Annotated in this window: 17 protein-coding genes; 16 read left to right on the top strand and 1 reads right to left on the bottom strand. The window is 39.0% G+C overall.

Features of this window, described 5'->3' with window-relative positions; translation table 11 throughout:
* Positions 1 to 50: 50 nt before the first annotated feature.
* The 9 genes from sdaAB (at position 51) to QSJ81_RS17865 (ending at position 9,658) form a co-directional block, all read left to right on the top strand.
* Positions 51 to 713 (top strand): L-serine ammonia-lyase, iron-sulfur-dependent subunit beta, encoded by a 663-nt coding sequence (sdaAB, locus tag QSJ81_RS17825; protein ID WP_285718696.1) that lies wholly within the window; start codon positions 51 to 53, stop codon positions 711 to 713.
* Positions 714 to 758: 45 nt separating this feature from the next.
* A complete protein-coding gene (gene sdaAA / locus QSJ81_RS17830) occupies positions 759 to 1,640 on the top strand; it encodes an L-serine ammonia-lyase, iron-sulfur-dependent, subunit alpha (RefSeq protein WP_285718697.1) in 882 nt (293 codons plus the stop codon).
* A 186-nt stretch (positions 1,641 to 1,826) separates the two neighbouring features.
* Entirely contained in the window at positions 1,827 to 3,848 is a 2,022-nt protein-coding gene (gene hyfB / locus QSJ81_RS17835) for a hydrogenase 4 subunit B (protein WP_285718698.1), read from the top strand.
* A gap of 3 nt (positions 3,849 to 3,851) precedes the next feature.
* Positions 3,852 to 4,745, top strand: coding sequence for a respiratory chain complex I subunit 1 family protein (locus QSJ81_RS17840; protein ID WP_285718699.1), 894 nt, complete (start codon positions 3,852 to 3,854; stop codon positions 4,743 to 4,745).
* 77 nt (positions 4,746 to 4,822) lie between these two features.
* Complete coding sequence (locus QSJ81_RS17845) at positions 4,823 to 5,449, top strand: hydrogenase (RefSeq protein WP_285718700.1); 627 nt, start codon at positions 4,823 to 4,825, stop codon at positions 5,447 to 5,449.
* Positions 5,450 to 5,453: 4 nt separating this feature from the next.
* On the top strand, positions 5,454 to 6,923 hold the full coding sequence (locus tag QSJ81_RS17850) for a hydrogenase 4 subunit F (protein WP_285718701.1): 1,470 nt from the start codon (positions 5,454 to 5,456) through the stop codon (positions 6,921 to 6,923).
* Positions 6,924 to 6,925: 2 nt separating this feature from the next.
* Positions 6,926 to 8,431 carry an NADH-quinone oxidoreductase subunit D-related protein gene (locus QSJ81_RS17855; RefSeq protein WP_285718702.1) on the top strand — a complete coding sequence of 502 codons (1,506 nt, stop codon included), beginning with the start codon at positions 6,926 to 6,928 and terminating at the stop codon, positions 8,429 to 8,431.
* Positions 8,432 to 8,443: 12 nt separating this feature from the next.
* Complete coding sequence (locus tag QSJ81_RS17860) at positions 8,444 to 9,169, top strand: NADH-quinone oxidoreductase subunit B family protein (RefSeq protein ID WP_285718703.1); 726 nt, start codon at positions 8,444 to 8,446, stop codon at positions 9,167 to 9,169.
* Between the two features lie 105 nt (positions 9,170 to 9,274).
* The gene (locus QSJ81_RS17865) at positions 9,275 to 9,658 is read left to right on the top strand and encodes a RidA family protein (RefSeq protein ID WP_285718704.1); all 384 of its coding nucleotides are present in this window, start codon (positions 9,275 to 9,277) and stop codon (positions 9,656 to 9,658) included.
* A gap of 131 nt (positions 9,659 to 9,789) precedes the next feature.
* Here QSJ81_RS17865 and lgt read toward each other — a convergent pair whose 3' ends face one another.
* On the bottom strand, positions 9,790 to 10,584 hold the full coding sequence (lgt, locus tag QSJ81_RS17870) for a prolipoprotein diacylglyceryl transferase (RefSeq protein ID WP_285718705.1): 795 nt from the start codon (positions 10,582 to 10,584) through the stop codon (positions 9,790 to 9,792).
* Between the two features lie 111 nt (positions 10,585 to 10,695).
* Here lgt and QSJ81_RS17875 point away from each other — a divergent pair, with 111 nt between their 5' ends.
* The 7 genes from QSJ81_RS17875 (at position 10,696) to QSJ81_RS17905 (ending at position 18,562) form a co-directional block, all read left to right on the top strand.
* On the top strand, positions 10,696 to 11,220 hold the full coding sequence (locus QSJ81_RS17875; RefSeq protein ID WP_285718706.1) for a TlpA family protein disulfide reductase: 525 nt from the start codon (positions 10,696 to 10,698) through the stop codon (positions 11,218 to 11,220).
* A gap of 11 nt (positions 11,221 to 11,231) precedes the next feature.
* Positions 11,232 to 11,942 carry a cytochrome c biogenesis CcdA family protein gene (locus QSJ81_RS17880; RefSeq protein ID WP_285718707.1) on the top strand — a complete coding sequence of 237 codons (711 nt, stop codon included), beginning with the start codon at positions 11,232 to 11,234 and terminating at the stop codon, positions 11,940 to 11,942.
* Positions 11,943 to 11,969: 27 nt separating this feature from the next.
* Entirely contained in the window at positions 11,970 to 12,965 is a 996-nt protein-coding gene (gene mgrA, locus QSJ81_RS17885; protein ID WP_285718708.1) for an L-glyceraldehyde 3-phosphate reductase, read from the top strand.
* 229 nt (positions 12,966 to 13,194) lie between these two features.
* Positions 13,195 to 14,370, top strand: a complete 1,176-nt coding sequence (locus QSJ81_RS17890; RefSeq protein ID WP_285718709.1) for a galactokinase — start codon at positions 13,195 to 13,197, stop codon at positions 14,368 to 14,370.
* Positions 14,371 to 14,549: 179 nt separating this feature from the next.
* Positions 14,550 to 15,761 (top strand): ROK family transcriptional regulator, encoded by a 1,212-nt coding sequence (locus QSJ81_RS17895; protein ID WP_285718710.1) that lies wholly within the window; start codon positions 14,550 to 14,552, stop codon positions 15,759 to 15,761.
* Positions 15,762 to 15,884: 123 nt separating this feature from the next.
* A complete protein-coding gene (locus tag QSJ81_RS17900) occupies positions 15,885 to 16,913 on the top strand; it encodes a galactose ABC transporter substrate-binding protein (protein WP_285718711.1) in 1,029 nt (342 codons plus the stop codon).
* A 131-nt stretch (positions 16,914 to 17,044) separates the two neighbouring features.
* A complete protein-coding gene (locus QSJ81_RS17905) occupies positions 17,045 to 18,562 on the top strand; it encodes a sugar ABC transporter ATP-binding protein (protein WP_285718712.1) in 1,518 nt (505 codons plus the stop codon).
* Positions 18,563 to 18,572 lie beyond the last annotated feature (10 nt).

The raw sequence follows: 18,572 nt of genomic DNA on the forward strand, positions 1-18,572 counted from the left end.
TTTCGTGGTTTTATAATTATAGATGGCATCTTAAAGGAGACAGATATAATATGAATATTTTTGATGTAATAGGTCCAGTTATGATTGGCCCCTCTAGTTCTCATACTGCAGGTGCAGTTCGTTTAGGGAATTTGGCATTATCAATTTTAGGGGAAGATGTAAAAGAGGCTGTGATTGGCTTACACGGTTCCTTTGCCCAAACCTATCGAGGTCACGGTACTGACGTGGCTTTGGTAGCTGGACTGCAAGGATGGGCGACAGATGATGAACGTATTCCAAAATCATTTGAGGTTGCAAAGGATGCAGGTATTGCCATTTCTTTTAAAACCATTCAGTTAGGTGACTTTGCTCATCCCAATTCCGTTCGATTTTGGTTAACGGGTGTTAGAGGGAACCAGTGTGTAGTGACAGGAAAGTCAATTGGCGGGGGGCGTGTTGTTATTACGAGTATAGACGATTTTCCCGTAGAATTTAGTGGAGATTTCCCTACTATTTTAACAATGCACTACGATCGCCCTGGTGCCATTGCTATAGTGACCAGTATTTTATCTACGCAAGGTGTAAATGTTGCGCAGATGAAGGTGTTCCGGAAAGAAAAGGGTGGTTTGGCAGCGATGATTGTGGAAACAGATCAACCCATTGATGATAGGACTTATGAAGGGATTGGCAAATTACCTCATATTCAATCGGTGCGACGCATCCAATTGGTATAATAACTGTAGATGTAATAAATTTTAAAATGGTAGAGGTGAAATAAAGTGGAAGAGAAATTATCCTTGCAGGAATGGATTAAATTAGCAACACAAGATCATCAGAGTTTCGGTGATTTTTGCATAGCAGCTCAAGTTAAACAGTTAGAAATAGAAGAAGCAGTATTGATGGGGCGTATGGAAGAAATGTTACAGGTTATGCAACAATCCATCGAGATGGGGTTGACAGGGGTAAAATCTATGGGAGGCTTGGTTGGCGGTAATGGAAAAAAGATAGAATCTTATCGCGAGGCATTTGCGGATAAGAGTATTGTAGGTAGTGCGATGTCTAAGGCCATTATGATCGCTTTGGCTGTAGGAGAGGCAAATGCTTCCATGGGGCGTATTGTTGCCGTACCAACTGCTGGTGCTAGTGGTACTTTGCCCGCGGTGCTCTTTTCTTTGGCTGAAGCCCGAAATTTTAGTATGGCAGAGCTTGCCAAGGCTTTAGTTGTAGCAGGAGCGATTGGTATGGTAATTGCTTCACGAGCTTCTTTATCAGGAGCAGAGGGGGGCTGTCAAGCTGAGTGTGGATCGGCAGCGGCTATGGCGGCTGGTGCCGCGGTAGAATTATATGGTGGTACTCCGAATCAAGTTGGGCAAGCAGTGGCCATGACGTTAAAAAATATGTTGGGATTGGTCTGTGACCCTGTAGCAGGTTTAGTGGAAGTACCTTGTGTAAAGCGCAATGCAGGTGCGGCAGCGCAAGCAATGGTAGCTGCTGAAATGGCATTAGCAGGTGTCGAGAGTGTAATACCCGTGGATGAAGTGATTGATGCGATGGCGTCAGTTGGTAATAGTATGTCTTGTTCATTAAAAGAAACGGCGCAAGGCGGATTGGCTGTATCACCGACAGGCTTAGCGTGGGCTGAGAAGCTGTTTGCTAAGTAGCAGCTGGAGGGAAAGCAAAGTCTACTTGCATAAAAGCATTAGCAAAAGACTCATAATGAGATAAGAAAGTTGTTATAATTTCTTATTTCGTAAAAAAATATATTATACAGATTATTCTAACTTCTTTAATCATTTTTTATGTTATACTATACTTATTATAGCTTAGTATGATAAGGTGGTGAGCTAATGATTGCAGGAGATTTGTATCTTATAATGCTGTTATTGTTTAGCACAGGCATATTGTCGGCTTTTTTCACTAGAAGGAATGTGAAATACACAAATTATATTGCACATAGTATAGCGCTCATGGGGTGTGCCATGGCTATACTATGTGCAATTTTTGTTTTTGTTCAGGGGGAATTTAAATTTACTTTGCCTGTGTTGCTGCCCTTTGGCGAAATGATAATCAAGGTGGATGGTTTGTCAGCATTTTTTCTATTCGTTGTTGGAGTGGTTGGAGTAGCTACGAGCTTATATGCCTACGGGTATAGTCGTGAATATGAAGAGTGCCGGTTGCCGCTGATGGCAGGTTTGTACAATGCATTTTTATTATCCATTGTATTAGTATTAACAGTCCAGCATGTAGCTGCTTTTATAATTGCTTGGGAATTGATGAGCATAGTATCCTTTTTCTTGGTCAATCATGAATATGAAAAAAAAGTGAATACAAGGTCGGCTTATATTTATATATTAATGACTCATATTGGCACGGTTTTTATTATTACGGCATTTTTATTATTAGCTGTGGCGGCTGGCAGTATGAATTTTGAGCATTTAAGTGGCAACTCAGTAAATGCTTTTATGAAAAATATCGTATTCATTTGTGTACTTATCGGTTTTGGTACGAAGGCAGGAATGGTCCCTTTACATATTTGGCTGCCAAGAGCTCATCCAGCGGCACCTAGTCATGTTTCTGCATTAATGTCTGGAGCTATGCTAAAAACTGCAATTTATGGTATGTGCCGTTTTTTTCTAGATTTCTTAGGTATAGGACCTGTATGGTGGGGCGTAGTTATTCTTGTTATTGCCAGCATTACGGCAGTCTTAGGCGTGCTTTATGCTTTTATTGAGCATGACATGAAAAGATTGTTGGCCTATAGCAGTGTTGAAAATATAGGGATTATTTTATTAGGAATGGGTGCTGGTATGGTATTTATCAGTTCCTATGAGCCTGTTTTAGCTGGATTAGCTTTTACCGCTGCATTGTATCATGTTGTTAACCATGCTTTATTTAAGTCACTCGCCTTTATGGGGGCTGGAGCAGTGCTGCAATCAGCTCATACTAAAAATATGGAACAATTAGGCGGATTAATTAAGAGGATGCCTTATACTGCAGGATTTTTTCTAGTTGCTGCAGTGGCTATTTCGGCGTTGCCGCCATTAAATGGCTTTGTCAGTGAGTGGCTGACATTTCAGGCTTTGCTATGTTTGCCACTTGCCTTGACAGGTATTATTGGCAAAGTAGGTAGCGCTTCATTGATTGCCCTATTAGGTTTGACAGGAGCATTAGCTGCAGCTTGTTTTGTCCAAACTTTCGGAATTACTTTTTTGGCAAAACCACGTAGTAAAAAAGCGGAAGAAGCTGTTGAGGCTGCACCCACTATGTTGATCGCTATGGGATTGTTAGCTGTTTTATGCATCTTGTTAGGGATATGGCCTCAAGTCATGCTTCTGTTACTTCATAAAACATTGCAAACCTTTTCGAGTTTAGATGTGACAATGCTAGGTAATCAAGTGTGGTATCAAATTCCTTTAGCACAGAGAGGGGCAGGAGAGGGAATATCAACAGCTCTGATTGGTTTGATTTTAGCTGGTGGAGGTTTATTGGCCTACGTATTGTATCGCAATTGGGAACGAGAAAAGATTTCGGGTAGTGAGACATGGACCTGCGGAATTGTGCCTAATCCCCGTATGGAATATACAGCTACTGGTTTTTCAAAATCAATACGACTGGTATTTAAAAATATTGTTCATTCTTACGATGAGACTTTGGTAAATCGAAGCAGTAGTCAATATTATGGACGTGAATTGTCATATCAGGTACGCATACAATATGTTTTTGTATCTTTAGTTTATCGACCAATAAATGAAGGAATAATCAAAACTGCAACCTTTATGAAGAACATTCAGACGGGGAGTGTCCAGTTGTATGTGGGCTATATTATGTTCGTAACAGTGGTAGTGTTGATCTGGAGTACAAGGTGGTGAAAAATGATGGATTTTTTCTTTAGTGTACTGCAATCTGTGGGGATTTTAGTATGTGCACCTTTGCTGGCAGGGATTATAAAAAAAATAAAAGCAAGGTTGCAAAATAGACGTGGTCCGAAAGTTCTACAGACCTACTTTGATATAGCGAAATTACTTCAGAAAGATAGTGTAATATCGCCAACTGTTTCTTGGATCTTCAAAGGGGCACCCTATATTTATTTTGCCGGTGTACTGGCAGCTAGTTCCTTAGTGCCTCTCTTTATTTTTTCCGGCAGGGGTTTTGGTGATATATTTACATTACTCTATCTATTAGCATTGGGGCGGTTTTTTTTAGTACTGGCATCACTAGATGCAGGTAGTGCTTTTGGTGGCATGGGCGGAGCGCGAGAAATGTTTATTGCCGTGCTGGTTGAGCCAGCCATGTTACTTTCTATATGCACTATAGCTTTCAAAGCCCATTCCAGCAGTCTCGGTGCATTGTCAAGTAGTGCAGCAAATAATCCTTTTTCCTTGGCTTATATTTTTGCTGCAATTGCTTTTTTTATTGTACTTATTGCAGAAACAGGACGTATTCCAGTTGATAACCCAGATACTCATTTAGAATTAACTATGATTCATGAAGGTATGGTATTAGAATATTCGGGCCGGAGGCTGGCTTTGATTCATTGGGCGGCAGCGATAAAACAAATGATTATGATATTACTTTTTGTCATCTTATTTCTACCATGGAATATAGTAGGTGCTGCTAGCGTTATTGGGTTAATAGGAAAAATATTGTTAGTATCGATAGGGATTGCCTTTGCTGAAATCAGTACAAATAAGATGCGTTTATTTAAAGTACCGAATTTTTTAGCTGTATCTTGTTTACTATCCCTATTAGCTTTAGTAGCGCAATAAAAAAACAGCTATTTTTGAGATAACGTACGTTTAAGACTCTTTGATTCTTCTATTCGTATAAGAGAAAGGAGGAGCCTGTGAATTTTTTAATTATAATATTGTTAGTTACATCGTTGCTGTTAACCCGTGTATCTAGACTAAAAACAGCGGTTACTATTATTTTAATCCAGTCTTTTATGGTAGCTTTAGCCTGCGGGATAGATGGGCTAGAAGCAGGGGCAGTTCATATGTATGTTGCTGCAATACTCACTGCAGTTATAAAGGTAGGCCTCATTCCCTATGCTTTGTTGAATATTGTTGAAAAGCTGCAGTATGAGCGGGAGGATCATCCAATTTTAAACGTAAACTCCTCTTCAGTGACGGCTTGTATTGCTATTGTGTTAGCCTATGGCTTAATTGATCAAGCCTTACCTGGTGCAAATAGTCGTGATGCATTAGCCACTGCCTTGGCTATGACTTTAATTGGTTTATTAATCATTATGACGAGAAGGCAAGCGATTATGCAAATTGTAGGACTGATTACGATGGAAAATGGTATCTATTTGGTGGGATTATCGGCCACAAAAGGATTGCCTTTAATCATCGAAATGGGTATTTTTTTTGATGTATTAGTAGCAGTAGTGGTACTGGTAATTTTGACACACCGACTCAAGTTGTCAGGTATGTCGACAGATATTAGTAGATTAAAAAAATTAAAGGGATGATATTGTGGGGGAGTTACTGCTATTGGCCTTGTTTTTCCCGTTGATAACGGGATTACTGTCTATGTTCCAGAATAAAGTAGTCACAATAAAAAGTTTAAATCTAGTTGGTAGTAGCATGACAAGTTCCGTATTAGCAGTTATTGTTTTTCGTATTAGTACACAAGGCGCATTTTTGAATGGGCTGTTATATGTTGATTCTCTAAGTGCTGTGTTACTAACTGTGGTGGCAGCATTAGGGCTTACTTCCATGGTGTTTTCCCTATCCTATATGGAAAAGGAATTAGTGGAAGGTCATATTACGATTAAAATGCTCCAGCGGTACTATGGATTGTTTAATGTATTTATTTTTACCATGATTAGTGTATTGGTTGTAGAAAATTTAGGCTTAATGTGGGTAGCAGTGGAAGCTACAACCTTGGCATCCGCATTGTTAGTTGCCTTTTATTTTAACCAATCGGCTTTAGAAGCAGCCTGGAAGTACGTTATGGTATGTACGGTTGGGATTTGTTTGGCACTACTTGGGACCATTCTTTTGTATTACGCCCAGGTTAATGTGGTAGGTATAAATGTGCAAGCTTTAAGTTGGTTAGAATTAAAAACGATTGCCTCTAAGCTTGATCCAACGATTACAAAATTGGCCTTTATTTTTATACTAATTGGATATGGGACGAAAGCTGGGTTAGCGCCAATGCATACCTGGCTGCCTGATGCCCACAGCCAAGCCCCATCGCCGATTAGCGGCTTATTATCAGGAGCGCTTTTAAGTTGTGCAATATATGCTATTGTGCGTAACCTAATCGTGGTGCAAGCTGTTTTGAATCATGAATTTTTACAATACCTATTAATTGGTTTAGCCTTGTTTTCCATTGGGATTGCTATTCCCTTTATCTTAGTTCAGCATGATATAAAGCGACTATTGGCCTATTCGAGCGTAGAACATATGGGGATTGTTTTACTCGGTATCGGCATTTCTACTCCTCTGGCAATTTATGGAGCTCTGCTCCACGTGATCAATCATGCGATTGCTAAATCTACTTTGTTTTACCTAGCTGGGATAATTACGCAGGAGTACAAAACAAAACATATTATGCGTATTCGAGGGCTCATTCGCACTATGCCGTTAGTAGGAACCTTATTTATCATAAGTATCTTGGCCATTACAGGTACTCCTCCTTTTAGCCTTTTTATAAGTAAATTCACTATTATTTGGGCGTCTTTTAATGATGGACGGTTTTGGTTAGGGGCAGGAGTATTATTCTTACTGGCGGGTATTTTTGCAGGTATGATGTATTACTGCTTAGAAATGGTTTTTGGTAACCCAGGGCACAATATTTCTGTTGGAAAGGTTGGCAAGCCAGCTCTTTGGTCGATTTTCTTTTCTATAGGGTTAATGATAGTGACAGGTTTATATGTTCCATTCTGGTTGCATACCCTATTAATTAAGGCTGCATCTGTTATTATGGGGGGAGAATAGATATGGAGTATCAAGAAGTAGCTGCTTCTAATCTTGTAAAAGAAGCAAGAAGCATATGCCGGACGGGAGAGTATGGGCTTACTGCTATGTTTGCCAATGATGAGCGTATGATTCATGGAAGCTTTGCTATCTATTGTATTTTTATTGGGGCGGGCCAGATTAAGGCAATTAAGGGTGTATTAAAACAAGGGGAAAAACTAGAATTCCCTTCCCTGACACTTTTTTTTTCAACAGCTGCATGGTTTGAAAGAGAAATACATGATTTGTTTGGTATTCTGCCAATGGGACATCCGGATCTGCGTCCTCTAGTATTGCATGAGAATTGGCCAAATGGCCTTTATCCTATGCGTAAGGATTTTCCAACAAATCTTCATGTACCTGAAGCACATAAAAAGTACGACATGGTGGGAGTAGAGGGGGAAGGTGTGTTTGAAGTGCCTGTAGGACCCATTCATGCAGGTATTATTGAGCCAGGACACTTTCGGTTTAGCCAATCGGGTGAACAGGTTGTTCATTTAGATGCAAAATTATTCTTTACTCATCGAGGCATTGAAAAGTCAGTAGAAGGCTTGCCTATAGAGATGGCTGCCTTCGCGGCAGAACGGATCTGTGGCGCTTGCAGTGTATCCCATGCCTTGTCCTATGCCCAAAGCATCGAATCTATAGCCAATATAAAAATCCCTGAACGTGCAGAAGTAATAAGGGTAGTAGTAGCAGAGTTAGAACGTCTGTACAATCATGTAGGCGATATTGGTAATTTGTGTGCTGGAGTAGGTTTTGCTGTAGGAATTAGTCATGGATCTAGGTTAAAGGAAATATTAATGAGGCTGAATGAAAGAATTACCGGTAATCGCTTTCTGAGAGGTATGATAATACCTGGTGGTGTGAGTATGGAATTAACAACAGATTTAGCTTGGGATATACGAAACACCTTAGAGCAGTTAAGTGGAGAATTTAAGGATTTAATTGGATTATTAAAGGATAACAGTGCCTTTTTAGACAGAGTCGAAAATACAGGTATACTGACTCGTAAAGCTGCCTCTGATTTAGGTGCAGTTGGTGTGGCCGCAAGAGCTTCGGGAATTGATATAGATATGAGAAGAGACTATAGCTATTCATTATATAATGATTTAGATTTCAAAGTACCAATATATAGTCAGGGGGATGTAGCAGCTCGTTTATGGGTTAGGAAAGAAGAAGTAGAGCAATCGATAGAAATAATTAAGCAAGTTCTGGATTATATGCCCGATATACCAAAAGGACTTAGTATTTCGTTACCAAAGATTACACCTTATAGCAGTGGGATAGGCTGGAGTGAATCGGCACGGGGGAGTAATTTTCACTGGATCATGATAGGCGAAAATAATACAATATATCGTCATTTTATTAGGTCAGCCTCCTATCCGAATTGGCCGGCAGTAGTTATAGCTGCACCTGGTAATATTATTCCAGATTTTCCACTCATTAATAAGAGTTTTGAATTATGCTATGCATGTTTGGATCGTTAGGGGTGGTAGAAAATGATACATATATTAAAAAAAATTATGTCCACTGGTATTGTAACGGAGGATTATGATAAGGGAAAAGTCCCAGTTCGTTTTCGTGGCCAAATCACTATAGAAAAGGGTGAATGTAAAAATTGCCGCCGATGCATTACTAGTTGCCCGACAAAAGCCATTCGTGAACAAGCTGGCTCTTTGACAATTGATCATAAGGCTTGCATATTTTGCGGCCGGTGTGTAGAAAGCTGTGAAGCAGAGCAGCTAAAGTATACGAGCAAGTATAAATTAGCCACCTGTTCTAGCATCACGGCAAATATAGGTACACTATTAGGTAGAAAGATTCAGTCTATATTTGGTCGCTCCTTGCATATCAGACATGTGGATGCGGGTTCTTGTAATGCTTGTGATTTTGAGATGAATGCTTTGAGCAACCCCTTTTATGACCTGCAACAGTACGGAATTGATTTTGTAGCTTCACCAAGACATGCAGATATGCTTATGGTGACAGGTGTGGTGACACGGAATTTAAAGCAAGCGCTATTAATGACATATGAAGCTATGCCGACCCCTAATCTGGTTATGGCAGTTGGAGCCTGCGCGGCTAGTGGCCAGGTTTTTGGTAGTAGTTATGCGATGTGCGGGGCGGTTGATAAAGTGCTGCCTGTTGATATTTATGTACCTGGCTGTCCACCTCGCCCCCAGGCTCTTTTATATGGGCTATTGCTAGCCATGGATAAACTATAGGTAATTATTTCAAAAAGTATAGATTTTTATGGAAATTTACAGGATTTTTTTCTTGAGTAACGAAAATAATATAATGGATGAAAAAATGCCAAGGGAGGCTCTATTATGAAGACAGTAGTGAATACGGATTTTGCGCCCCAGGCCATTGGCCCTTACTCGCAGGCTATTAAGGCGAATGGTTTTTTATTTGTTTCAGGACAAATACCTTTAGATCCAATGACAGGACAAATTGTTTATGGTGGGATTGAATCTCAAACGTATCAAGTGCTTAACAACTTAAAGGCTATTTTAGAAAAAGAAGGTTTAGGTTTTGATAATGTAGTGAAAACCGGTGTCTTCTTAAAGGATATGGAAGATTTCGCTGCCATGAACAAGATTTATGCTGAGTATTTCAAAAGTGAACCGCCAGCACGTGCTTGTGTACAAGTAGCTAGATTACCACGGGATGTAAGCGTAGAAATTGAATTGATCGCTGTGTACGAAAAATAATATAAAAATCGCGTTGACTTCATAAAGAAATACGGCCTCAAAACCAAATGGTTTTGAGGCCGTATTTCTTAGAAAATAGTATTGTCTGAGATTGACAATTTCGTTAGATAGTATAGAATAAATGATAATAATTATCTTTTACCTTTACTTTTTTTGGGGGGCTGATTTTTCTTAACACCACACCATATAAAGAAAGCACTGCCGATCAATATAATGGCTAAACTCGTCAATTGGGCTGACTTTAAGCCCCAAAGTAATGTGCCATAATCACCGCGCAAGAATTCTAAGAAAAAGCGTGCAATGGAGTATAAAATAGTATAGAGGATGAATACTTGGCCTTTAGCATGATTGGTAGTGCGAAATAGTAAGAGCAAGACAAAAATAATAATATCAATTTGCCCTTCCCAAACTTCGGCAGGCCAAAGGGGCTGGTTTCCATATACTTGATAGGCCAAAGTGGTTGCCGGGTAAATAATACCAAAAGGACCGCCTGTCGGATGACCAAATGCATCGCCATTTAGTAAGTTTGCCATACGTCCGATGGATTGTCCCATGATAATAGCCGGAGCTACAATGTCAGCAAATGCCCAAGTATCAATATTATGGCGTTTGGTATAGATGTAACCCGCAATAAATCCTAGGAGGATGCCGCCTTGAATCGCCATTCCTCCTTGCCATACAAAGGGAATTTCTAATAGATGGTTTTGGTAGTAGCCCCAGTCGAAGAAGAAGACGTCCCATAAGCGGGCGCCAACAATTCCGGATAAGCCTCCATAAATGCCTATATCAACAACATGATCATGCCAACGGCCATCTTGTTTCGCTAAAAAGTAGGCTGTACCTGTAGCTAAAATGATGCTCAGGCTCAGGATTAATCCATAGGCCCTGATTGGGAAATCTCCGATAAAGAAAAGATATTGGTGCATATATGCCTCCTAGTAATAAAATAAACGTAGTATTTTGATAGTATCTATAGTATAACAAAATATGGTTATTAAACAAACAAAGAAATAATAGAGGTAACTGGAGGTGATAACGTGGGTAGAAAACTTTTCGCAGTTATAGTAGGAATTGCTCTAGTAGTTGTAGGATTCTTATATGTAAAAAACTCTGAACCAGAGGTTCAAAAACCACAGGCGTCATCTAATATTGGTGTAAGGGTGGGGAAAAACTCTCCAGTATTTACTCTTACTAGTTTGGAAGGTGATAAGGTTACGGTAGGGCAGCCTGGCAAAATTACGGTAATTAACTTTTGGGCTACATGGTGCCCACCTTGTCAGGAAGAAATGCCTGAGTTAGATCTATTTGCCAAGAAAAATCAGCAGAAAATAAATTTTTATGCAATTAATCTGCAAGAGTCTAATGGAAAAGTAAGTGAATTCATGAATAAAAGTAAATACACTATGCCTGTCTTATTAGATAAAGATGGTATTGTGGCCAAGCAATTTCAAGTTGCTGCGATCCCTACTACGATTATTATTGATAAAAACGGAATTATAAAGCATCGACAATCAGGTGCTATGACCATGAATGAATTAGATGGTGTCATAAACAGTATGTAGGAGATTAGGAAATGGACCAAAATCATGTTAGCTTACTCACTGCGTTTATCGCAGGTTTTCTTTCCTTTCTATCACCATGTGTAATACCTGTTTTGCCTACCTATACTGCCTTTTTAACTGGTGCAGGTAGGCAGGAAACAGGGGTGGAAAGCAAGGAAGGGGATAATTGGCATTTTCTTTTACATGCCAGTTGCTTTTTTTGCGGATTTATTTTAGTCTTTGTTGTGATGGGTGCGACTGCTTCCTATTTTGGACAAGTTTTTCTTGTTTATCAGCAATTAATTCGTCAAGTAGGTGCCTTTTTTATGGTACTTATGGGAATGCATTTGCTAGGGATTTTAAAAGTAAGTTGGTTGGAACGAGAATACCGCCCCTTATTAAAGAATACATTGCAAGGTCCGATTGGTGCGTTTATTTTGGGAGTTGCTTTCACTGCAGGATGGACTCCTTGTACAGGGCCTATTCTAGCATCGATTTTGTTGTACGCCAGTGTGAATACTAGTCTTAAAGAAGGAGCACTGCTCTTATTTGTCTATGCAATGGGATTTTCAGTGCCCTTTTTATTAGTATCTGTATTAATTAAAAACTACTTTTTTAAAATGGGAAAGATCGCTAGGTGGCTGCCTTTACTGCACCGTATAGCAGGTGGTGTATTACTTATTATCGGTGTAATTTTGTATTTTGATTTAATGCAGAGGGTGTTTGGTTTTCTCTGGGGATAAGAAAAAATAAATAAGGGGGTAAGGCAGATGGTATATGCAGCACGTGGTGAAAGATATGATGAAATGAAGTATAATTATTGTGGGAATAGCGGATTAAAGCTTTCGGCAATTTCCTTGGGGCTTTGGCACAATTTTGGTGATGTGAACATTTATGAAAATAGTCGAGCCATGGTACGGCGGGGGTTCGATTTAGGAATTACACATTATGATCTTGCCAATAATTATGGTCCTCCTCCTGGATCGGCTGAAGAAACTTTTGGAAGAATTCTACACGATGATTTTAGACGTCATAGGGATGAAATGATTATTTCTACGAAGGCAGGATACACTATGTGGCCTGGTCCTTATGGGGATTTTGGCTCTAAGAAATATCTTGTTGCGAGCCTAGATCAAAGCTTAAAGCGAATGGGACTTGATTATGTTGATATATTTTACCATCACCGCCCAGATGCTGAAACTCCTTTAGAAGAGACAATGGGAGCCTTAGATTTACTTGTGCGCCAAGGTAAAGCACTGTATGTTGGTTTGTCCAATTACAAGCATGAACAAGCACGAGAAGCATTTGCAATTCTTAAAAGGTTAGGCACACCTTGCCTCATTCATCAGCCTCGGTATTCTATGTTAGATCGGTGGATTGAGGAAGGATTATTAGACGTTTTGGAAGATGCTGGTGTTGGTTGTATTGCTTTTTCTCCTTTAGGAAAAGGTGTACTTACTAATCGTTATCTACATGGCATACCGGAAGATTCTCGAGTAGCGAGTCAAAGTGTTTTTTTAAAGTCAGAAGATATTACAGAAGAATTACTCTTTAAAGTTCGGTCGTTACATCAAATTGCTGAAAAAAGAGGGCAGAGCATGGCTCAAATGGCTTTGGCTTGGGTGCTTCGTAAGAAGCAGATGACATCTGTTTTGATTGGGGCTAGCAAGGTAAGTCAAATTGATGACTGCGTAGGAGCATTACAGTATCTCGATTTCAGCTCCGAAGAATTAGCGAAAATTGATGAAATTTTAAAAAGTAAATAGTATATAAATCCAAGAACTTGGCAAAAAAGCCAAGTTCTTTTTAATCATAAAAAAGTTGATGGAAAAAACTGAAAAATTTTTTGATTCAGAAAGGAATTTATAAAATAAAGGCGAATACATTATTTAACTTAATAAAATGCTTAAAAAAGTAATAGTAAATATATAGTACATTTATGATATTTCCATGTGGAGGTTACGTTTCGCGAAAGATAGCAGGAGGGGATTGAAAATGGATATTCTTCGTTTTAAAGGTCTCTTTAAAGAAAAATATAGTGAAAGAAGCGAGCAGGGGCCAGTGCAGTATTTTTTTTCTCCTGGCAGGGTTAATTTAATTGGTGAACACATTGACTATAATGGTGGTTATGTATTTCCCGCAGCTCTATCTTTGGGGATATATGGTGCCTTGCGGTTTCGCGCTGATCGATTCATTCAACTAAAATCCACGAATGCTTCACAAAGTGTTACTATTAATTTGGCAGAACCAATTGTATATAAGCCAGAAGATGGCTGGGCTAATTATCCTAAAGGGGTTATTAAACAGCTGTTAGATGATGGACATTTATTAAAAGGTTGCGATATATTATTTTCAGGCGATCTCCCTGATGGGGCGGGTCTTTCTTCTTCAGCGGCCTTGCTGGTATTAGTAACGTTTATGTTGCGTTATGCTGATGGCGAGAGGGATATTGACAAGGTGGCCATTGCGAAATTTACTCAGAAGGTGGAGAATCAATTCATTGGAGTTAACTGCGGTATTATGGATCAATTTGCCGTGGCCATGGGTAAAAAAGACGTTGCAATATTACTGGATTGCAATACATTACATTATAAGTATACTCCCTTTGCTTTGGGAGAATACAGCTTGGTTATAATGAATACAAATAAGAAACGAGAATTAGCAGAATCCAAATATAATGAGCGTCGTGATGAGTGCGAACAGGTAGTTGACATCATAAAGAAGCATCGGCAGGTTGAAAGTCTTTGTCAAGTTTCTATGTCAGAGATAGACAAATATGTAGAAAATGATGTATTGCGCCGTAGAGCAAGCCATGTTATATCGGAAAATAATAGGGTACGGTTAGCAGTTGAACTGTTAGATAAAGGTGATATCGTTGGCTTTGCAAATCTTATGACCCAGTCGCATAACTCGCTAAAAACTGATTATGAGGTTACGGGAGTAGAATTGGATTGCATTGTTGAGAATGCTCTTTTAGCAAAAGGGTGTATTGGGGCTCGTATGACGGGGGCTGGCTTTGGTGGCTGTGCTATTGCTTTGGTAGCAACATGTAATATAGAGCAATTTAAAGTTGTCGTAGCTCAAGAATATCAAAAAACAACAGGCTTATTACCCGATTTTTATGTAGCGAGTATTGTCGATGGTGTGAGATTATTAGATGTTAAAAATTAATGTGAGTAAAAAAAATAATTAAAATATTCTAAATTTAGGAATTCTTATTACTATTTTGACATTCTAGCACAGAAATTTGTCGATTGATTATGGAGATACCGGAGTTGAAGCCTAGGCTATAATATAAAGCTGGAAAATAAGGTGTTTTCTCATGGTGTGCTAATAAGGTAGGGGATATAGTGGAAAATGTCATAACAAATACGTTTAAAATAGGCAGCAGTAATGATGAGCAGACGATGAATGTGATTCGTCGTCAGGGCCCCATATCAAGAGTGGAAATCGCGAAAATGACAGGATTGACCCCTCCTACAGTTACTAATATCACTACCAAACTTTTGGATTTGGGGTTAATCGTAGAAGATAGTATTGGTGAGTCTAGCGGTGGTCGCAGGCCTTTGTTATTAAAGATTAATAATTTGCTTGCTACTGTAATTATTATTTACGTTCGTTCGGAACAGATGATAGGTTATGTGATTGATCCTGAGTTTCAAATACAATGGGAAGACCATAGAAGTATTAAGGGGAAAAAACCGGAAGACGTTCTTGAGATTATGATGGATATCATTATTGCCTGCCAAAACATGGCGAAAATTCCAGTACTTGCTGTAGGAGTCGTTGTTAGAGGTCCAGTTCGAATACGAGATGGAGTAGCAGTATTTATTCCTAATATTGGTTGGAAGAATGCGCCGCTTAAGGACATTATTGAAGAAAGAATTGGTTTACCTGCATTTATTGAAAATGATGTAAAAGCATTAAGTAATGGTGAGTACTATTATGGCTCGGTAAAAGAAGCCAATAGTATGATTCTATTGAAAGTCAGTCATGGTATTGGTGGTGGCATTATATTTAATGGTGCACTTTATCGAGGTGTAAATGACAGTGCTGGTGAAGTGGGTCATACTACGATTGATGTAGCTGGGCCAATATGCAGTTGTGGTAACTATGGATGTTTAGAATCACTAGCTTCTGAAAATGCTTTAGTTGACATGGTAGTCAAAGCAATAAAAGAAGGGCAAGAATCATTGATTTACGATTTAGTAGACGGAAATTTAGCAAATGTTACTCCTGAAACTATTTATCAGGCTGCAGATGCCAAAGATGAATTGGCAATTCGTATGTTAGGAAAGGTAGCCCGCTATTTGGGGATTGGCATCGCGAATTTTGTTAACATTTTTAATCCTGAAATTGTCATTATTGGCGGTGGAATCGTTAGAGGACGCCAGTATATTGAAGATATAGTTAGACAGATCGTAAAAGACAGATCCTTCGAAAGCTGTAGCAGTGTACTAGAAATCAGCTTTTTGACGACAACTACCGAAAATACACTAAAAGGTGCAGCTGACATTGTGTTTGCTGAGATTACAGAGTCAATATGGCTTGGACAACGGTAGTTCACTATGGTGGCATTATTATAAAACAGTTAAAGTAGCCTGTTTATAGTCATTATATTCAGGTGGTCGCAACGTTTTATAATATGTAATATTCCACATAAATTATTTGAGGAGGGTTAATCTGTGAAAAAGAATTGGAAGGGACTCTTGATTTCAACGTTGTTAGCGGGGGCATTGGTAGCTGGATGTTCAAGCTCAACACCACCTGCTGCTGGGGATGCAAGTAAAGGTGGTAAGAACTTAATTGGTGTTGCGATCTACAAATTTGATGATACCTTTATGAGTGGTGTACGCAGTGCTATTTCTAAGGCTGCCGAAGGCAAGGCTCAATTAGAAATCGTTGATAGCCAAAATTCACAGCCTACCCAGAATGACAAGGTTGACTTATTTATTAACAAAAAAGCAAAAGCACTTGCTATTAATCCAGTTGATCGTAATGCAGCTGGCGTAATTGTTGATAAAGCAAAAGCTGCTAATATTCCTGTAGTATTTTTAAACCGTGAACCTCTTCCAGAAGATATGAAAAAATGGGATAAAGTTTTCTATGTAGGCGCTAAAGCTGAGCAATCAGGGATTATGGAAGGACAATTAGTTGTCGACTATTTCAAAGCTCATCCTACAAAAGATGGCGTAATTCACTATGTTATGCTCAAAGGTGAACCAGGTCACCAAGATGCTGAAATGCGCACTAAATTTGCCATTAAAGCAATCGAAGATGCTGGCATGAAGGTTGAAAAAGTGGCTGAAGATACTGCTATGTGGGATCGTGTAAAAGGTCAAGAAAAAATGGCAGCTTTCTTAGCAGCAAATGAAGGAAAAATCGATGTCGTATTAGCAAATAATGATGACATGGCTCTTGGTGCTATTGAAGCATTGAAAGCTAAAGGATATTTTAAAGATGGAAAATATATGCCTGTAGTAGGTGTTGATGCTACTGCTCCAGCTTTGAAAGCTTTAGAAGAAGGTACTTTGTTTGGAACAGTTTTAAACGATGCTAATAACCAAGGTAAAGCAACTTTTAATCTTGCAAATGTATTAGCTGATGGTCAGACACCGACAAAAGAGAACACTGGTTATACCATTACTGATGGTAAATATGTATGGATTGATTATAAGAAAATTACAAAAGAAAATATGAACGAAGCTAAGTAATTTTTGGACTTACCTAAGATTCAGTAGAACTGTAGTTAGAAATGGCAAGGGCCAATGTAGCTCACGTTGTACCTTGCCATTCTATTTAATGAAGTAGTAAAAGCCTTCAAGAGAAAGAGAGGCGCTAAAAAATGACAGAAACAAATTTTTTACTTGAAATGAATCATATCTCTAAAGAGTTTCCTGGGGTAAAGGCCCTAGATGATGTGACACTTAAAGTAAGGCCTGGTACTGTTCACGCCTTGATGGGGGAAAATGGTGCAGGAAAGTCTACATTAATGAAATGTCTTTTTGGGATATACAAGCAGGATGCTGGTGAAATCATTTTAAATGGACAGAAACTAGATATTCATAATTCTAAGGATGCCCTAAATTATGGAGTTTCCATGATTCATCAGGAATTGCATCCCATCCCTCATAGGGATGTTATGGAAAATGTATGGCTTGGACGTTTTCCAATGAAAGGTATTGGGCCTTTTCAATTCGTGGACCATAAAAAAATGTATGCTGATACAACCGCTTTGTTTGAGCAACTTGAAATTGACATCAATCCGAACGCATTAGTTAAAACCTTATCCGTATCTAAAATACAGTCTATAGAAATTGCTAAAGCCGTATCTTTCAATTCAAAAATTATCGTAATGGATGAACCAACCTCTTCATTGACTGGTACTGAAGTAGAGCAGCTGTTTAAGATTATACGTGATCTACGAAAAAGAGGAGTTTCTATCATTTATATATCTCATAAAATGGAAGAAATTCTCCAAATATCGGATGAGGTAACCATTATGCGTGATGGTAAGTATATTGGTACCTGGAACGCAGCAGAGTTGACTACGGATCTTATTATTTCTAAAATGGTTGGACGTGACCTAACGCAACGCTTTCCTGAACGTACAAATGTACCTGGCGAAGTTGTACTGCGAGTTGAGAATCTAACGTCACCAAATCCACGTTCCTTTAAAAACGTAACTTTTGATCTTCGAAAAGGAGAAGTATTAGGGGTTGGTGGTCTTGTAGGAGCACAACGTACAGAGTTAATTGAGGCAATCTTTGGATTGCGTGCAATAGCGTCAGGAAAATTTATTCTTAATGGTAAAGAGATTAAAATCAAATCACCAGCTGACGCAAAAAGACATAAAATAGCCTTGCTTACAGAGGAGCGTCGAGTAACGGGCATATTCCCCGTGTTACCCATAACGGAAAACACGGCAATTGCTAACCTTGATGCTTACCAGACACCTTATTTCTTGCTTGATGAACAGAAGATGAAAGAAGATGCAGTTAAGAGTGCTGAAAGGCTTCGAGTAAAAACGCCTTCAGTTAGAGAGTTAATTAAAAATTTATCAGGTGGAAACCAACAAAAAGTCTTATTAGGCCGTTGGCTTCTAATGAATCCTGATATACTGCTTCTTGATGAACCAACTCGTGGTATTGATGTTGGCGCAAAGTTTGAAATCTATACGATTATTGCTGAACTGGCTAAGCAAGGCAAGAGCATCATTATGATTTCTTCAGAAATGCCTGAGATATTAGGGATGTCTGACAGAATTATGGTAATGTGCGAAGGACGGCTTACTGGAATTATTGATCAAAAGAATGCTACAGAGCGGGAAATCATGCGTCATGCAACATTATACATGTCGTAAACACAAGGGA

This window comes from Pelosinus sp. IPA-1 (assembly GCF_030269905.1).
Classification (GTDB): domain Bacteria; phylum Bacillota; class Negativicutes; order DSM-13327; family DSM-13327; genus Pelosinus.

Bases quoted from the DNA above. Each gene is read 5' to 3' on its own strand.
- sdaAB (WP_285718696.1), top strand. From the start codon at position 51: ATGAATATTTTTGATGTAATAGGTCCAGTTATGATTGGCCCCTCTAGT.
- hyfB (WP_285718698.1), top strand. From the start codon at position 1,827: ATGATTGCAGGAGATTTGTATCTTATAATGCTGTTATTGTTTAGCACA.
- QSJ81_RS17840 (WP_285718699.1), top strand. From the start codon at position 3,852: ATGATGGATTTTTTCTTTAGTGTACTGCAATCTGTGGGGATTTTAGTA.
- QSJ81_RS17855 (WP_285718702.1), top strand. From the start codon at position 6,926: ATGGAGTATCAAGAAGTAGCTGCTTCTAATCTTGTAAAAGAAGCAAGA.
- QSJ81_RS17860 (WP_285718703.1), top strand. From the start codon at position 8,444: ATGATACATATATTAAAAAAAATTATGTCCACTGGTATTGTAACGGAG.
- QSJ81_RS17865 (WP_285718704.1), top strand. From the start codon at position 9,275: ATGAAGACAGTAGTGAATACGGATTTTGCGCCCCAGGCCATTGGCCCT.
- lgt (WP_285718705.1), bottom strand. From the start codon at position 10,584: ATGCACCAATATCTTTTCTTTATCGGAGATTTCCCAATCAGGGCCTAT.
- QSJ81_RS17880 (WP_285718707.1), top strand. From the start codon at position 11,232: ATGGACCAAAATCATGTTAGCTTACTCACTGCGTTTATCGCAGGTTTT.
- mgrA (WP_285718708.1), top strand. From the start codon at position 11,970: ATGGTATATGCAGCACGTGGTGAAAGATATGATGAAATGAAGTATAAT.
- QSJ81_RS17890 (WP_285718709.1), top strand. From the start codon at position 13,195: ATGGATATTCTTCGTTTTAAAGGTCTCTTTAAAGAAAAATATAGTGAA.
- QSJ81_RS17905 (WP_285718712.1), top strand. From the start codon at position 17,045: ATGACAGAAACAAATTTTTTACTTGAAATGAATCATATCTCTAAAGAG.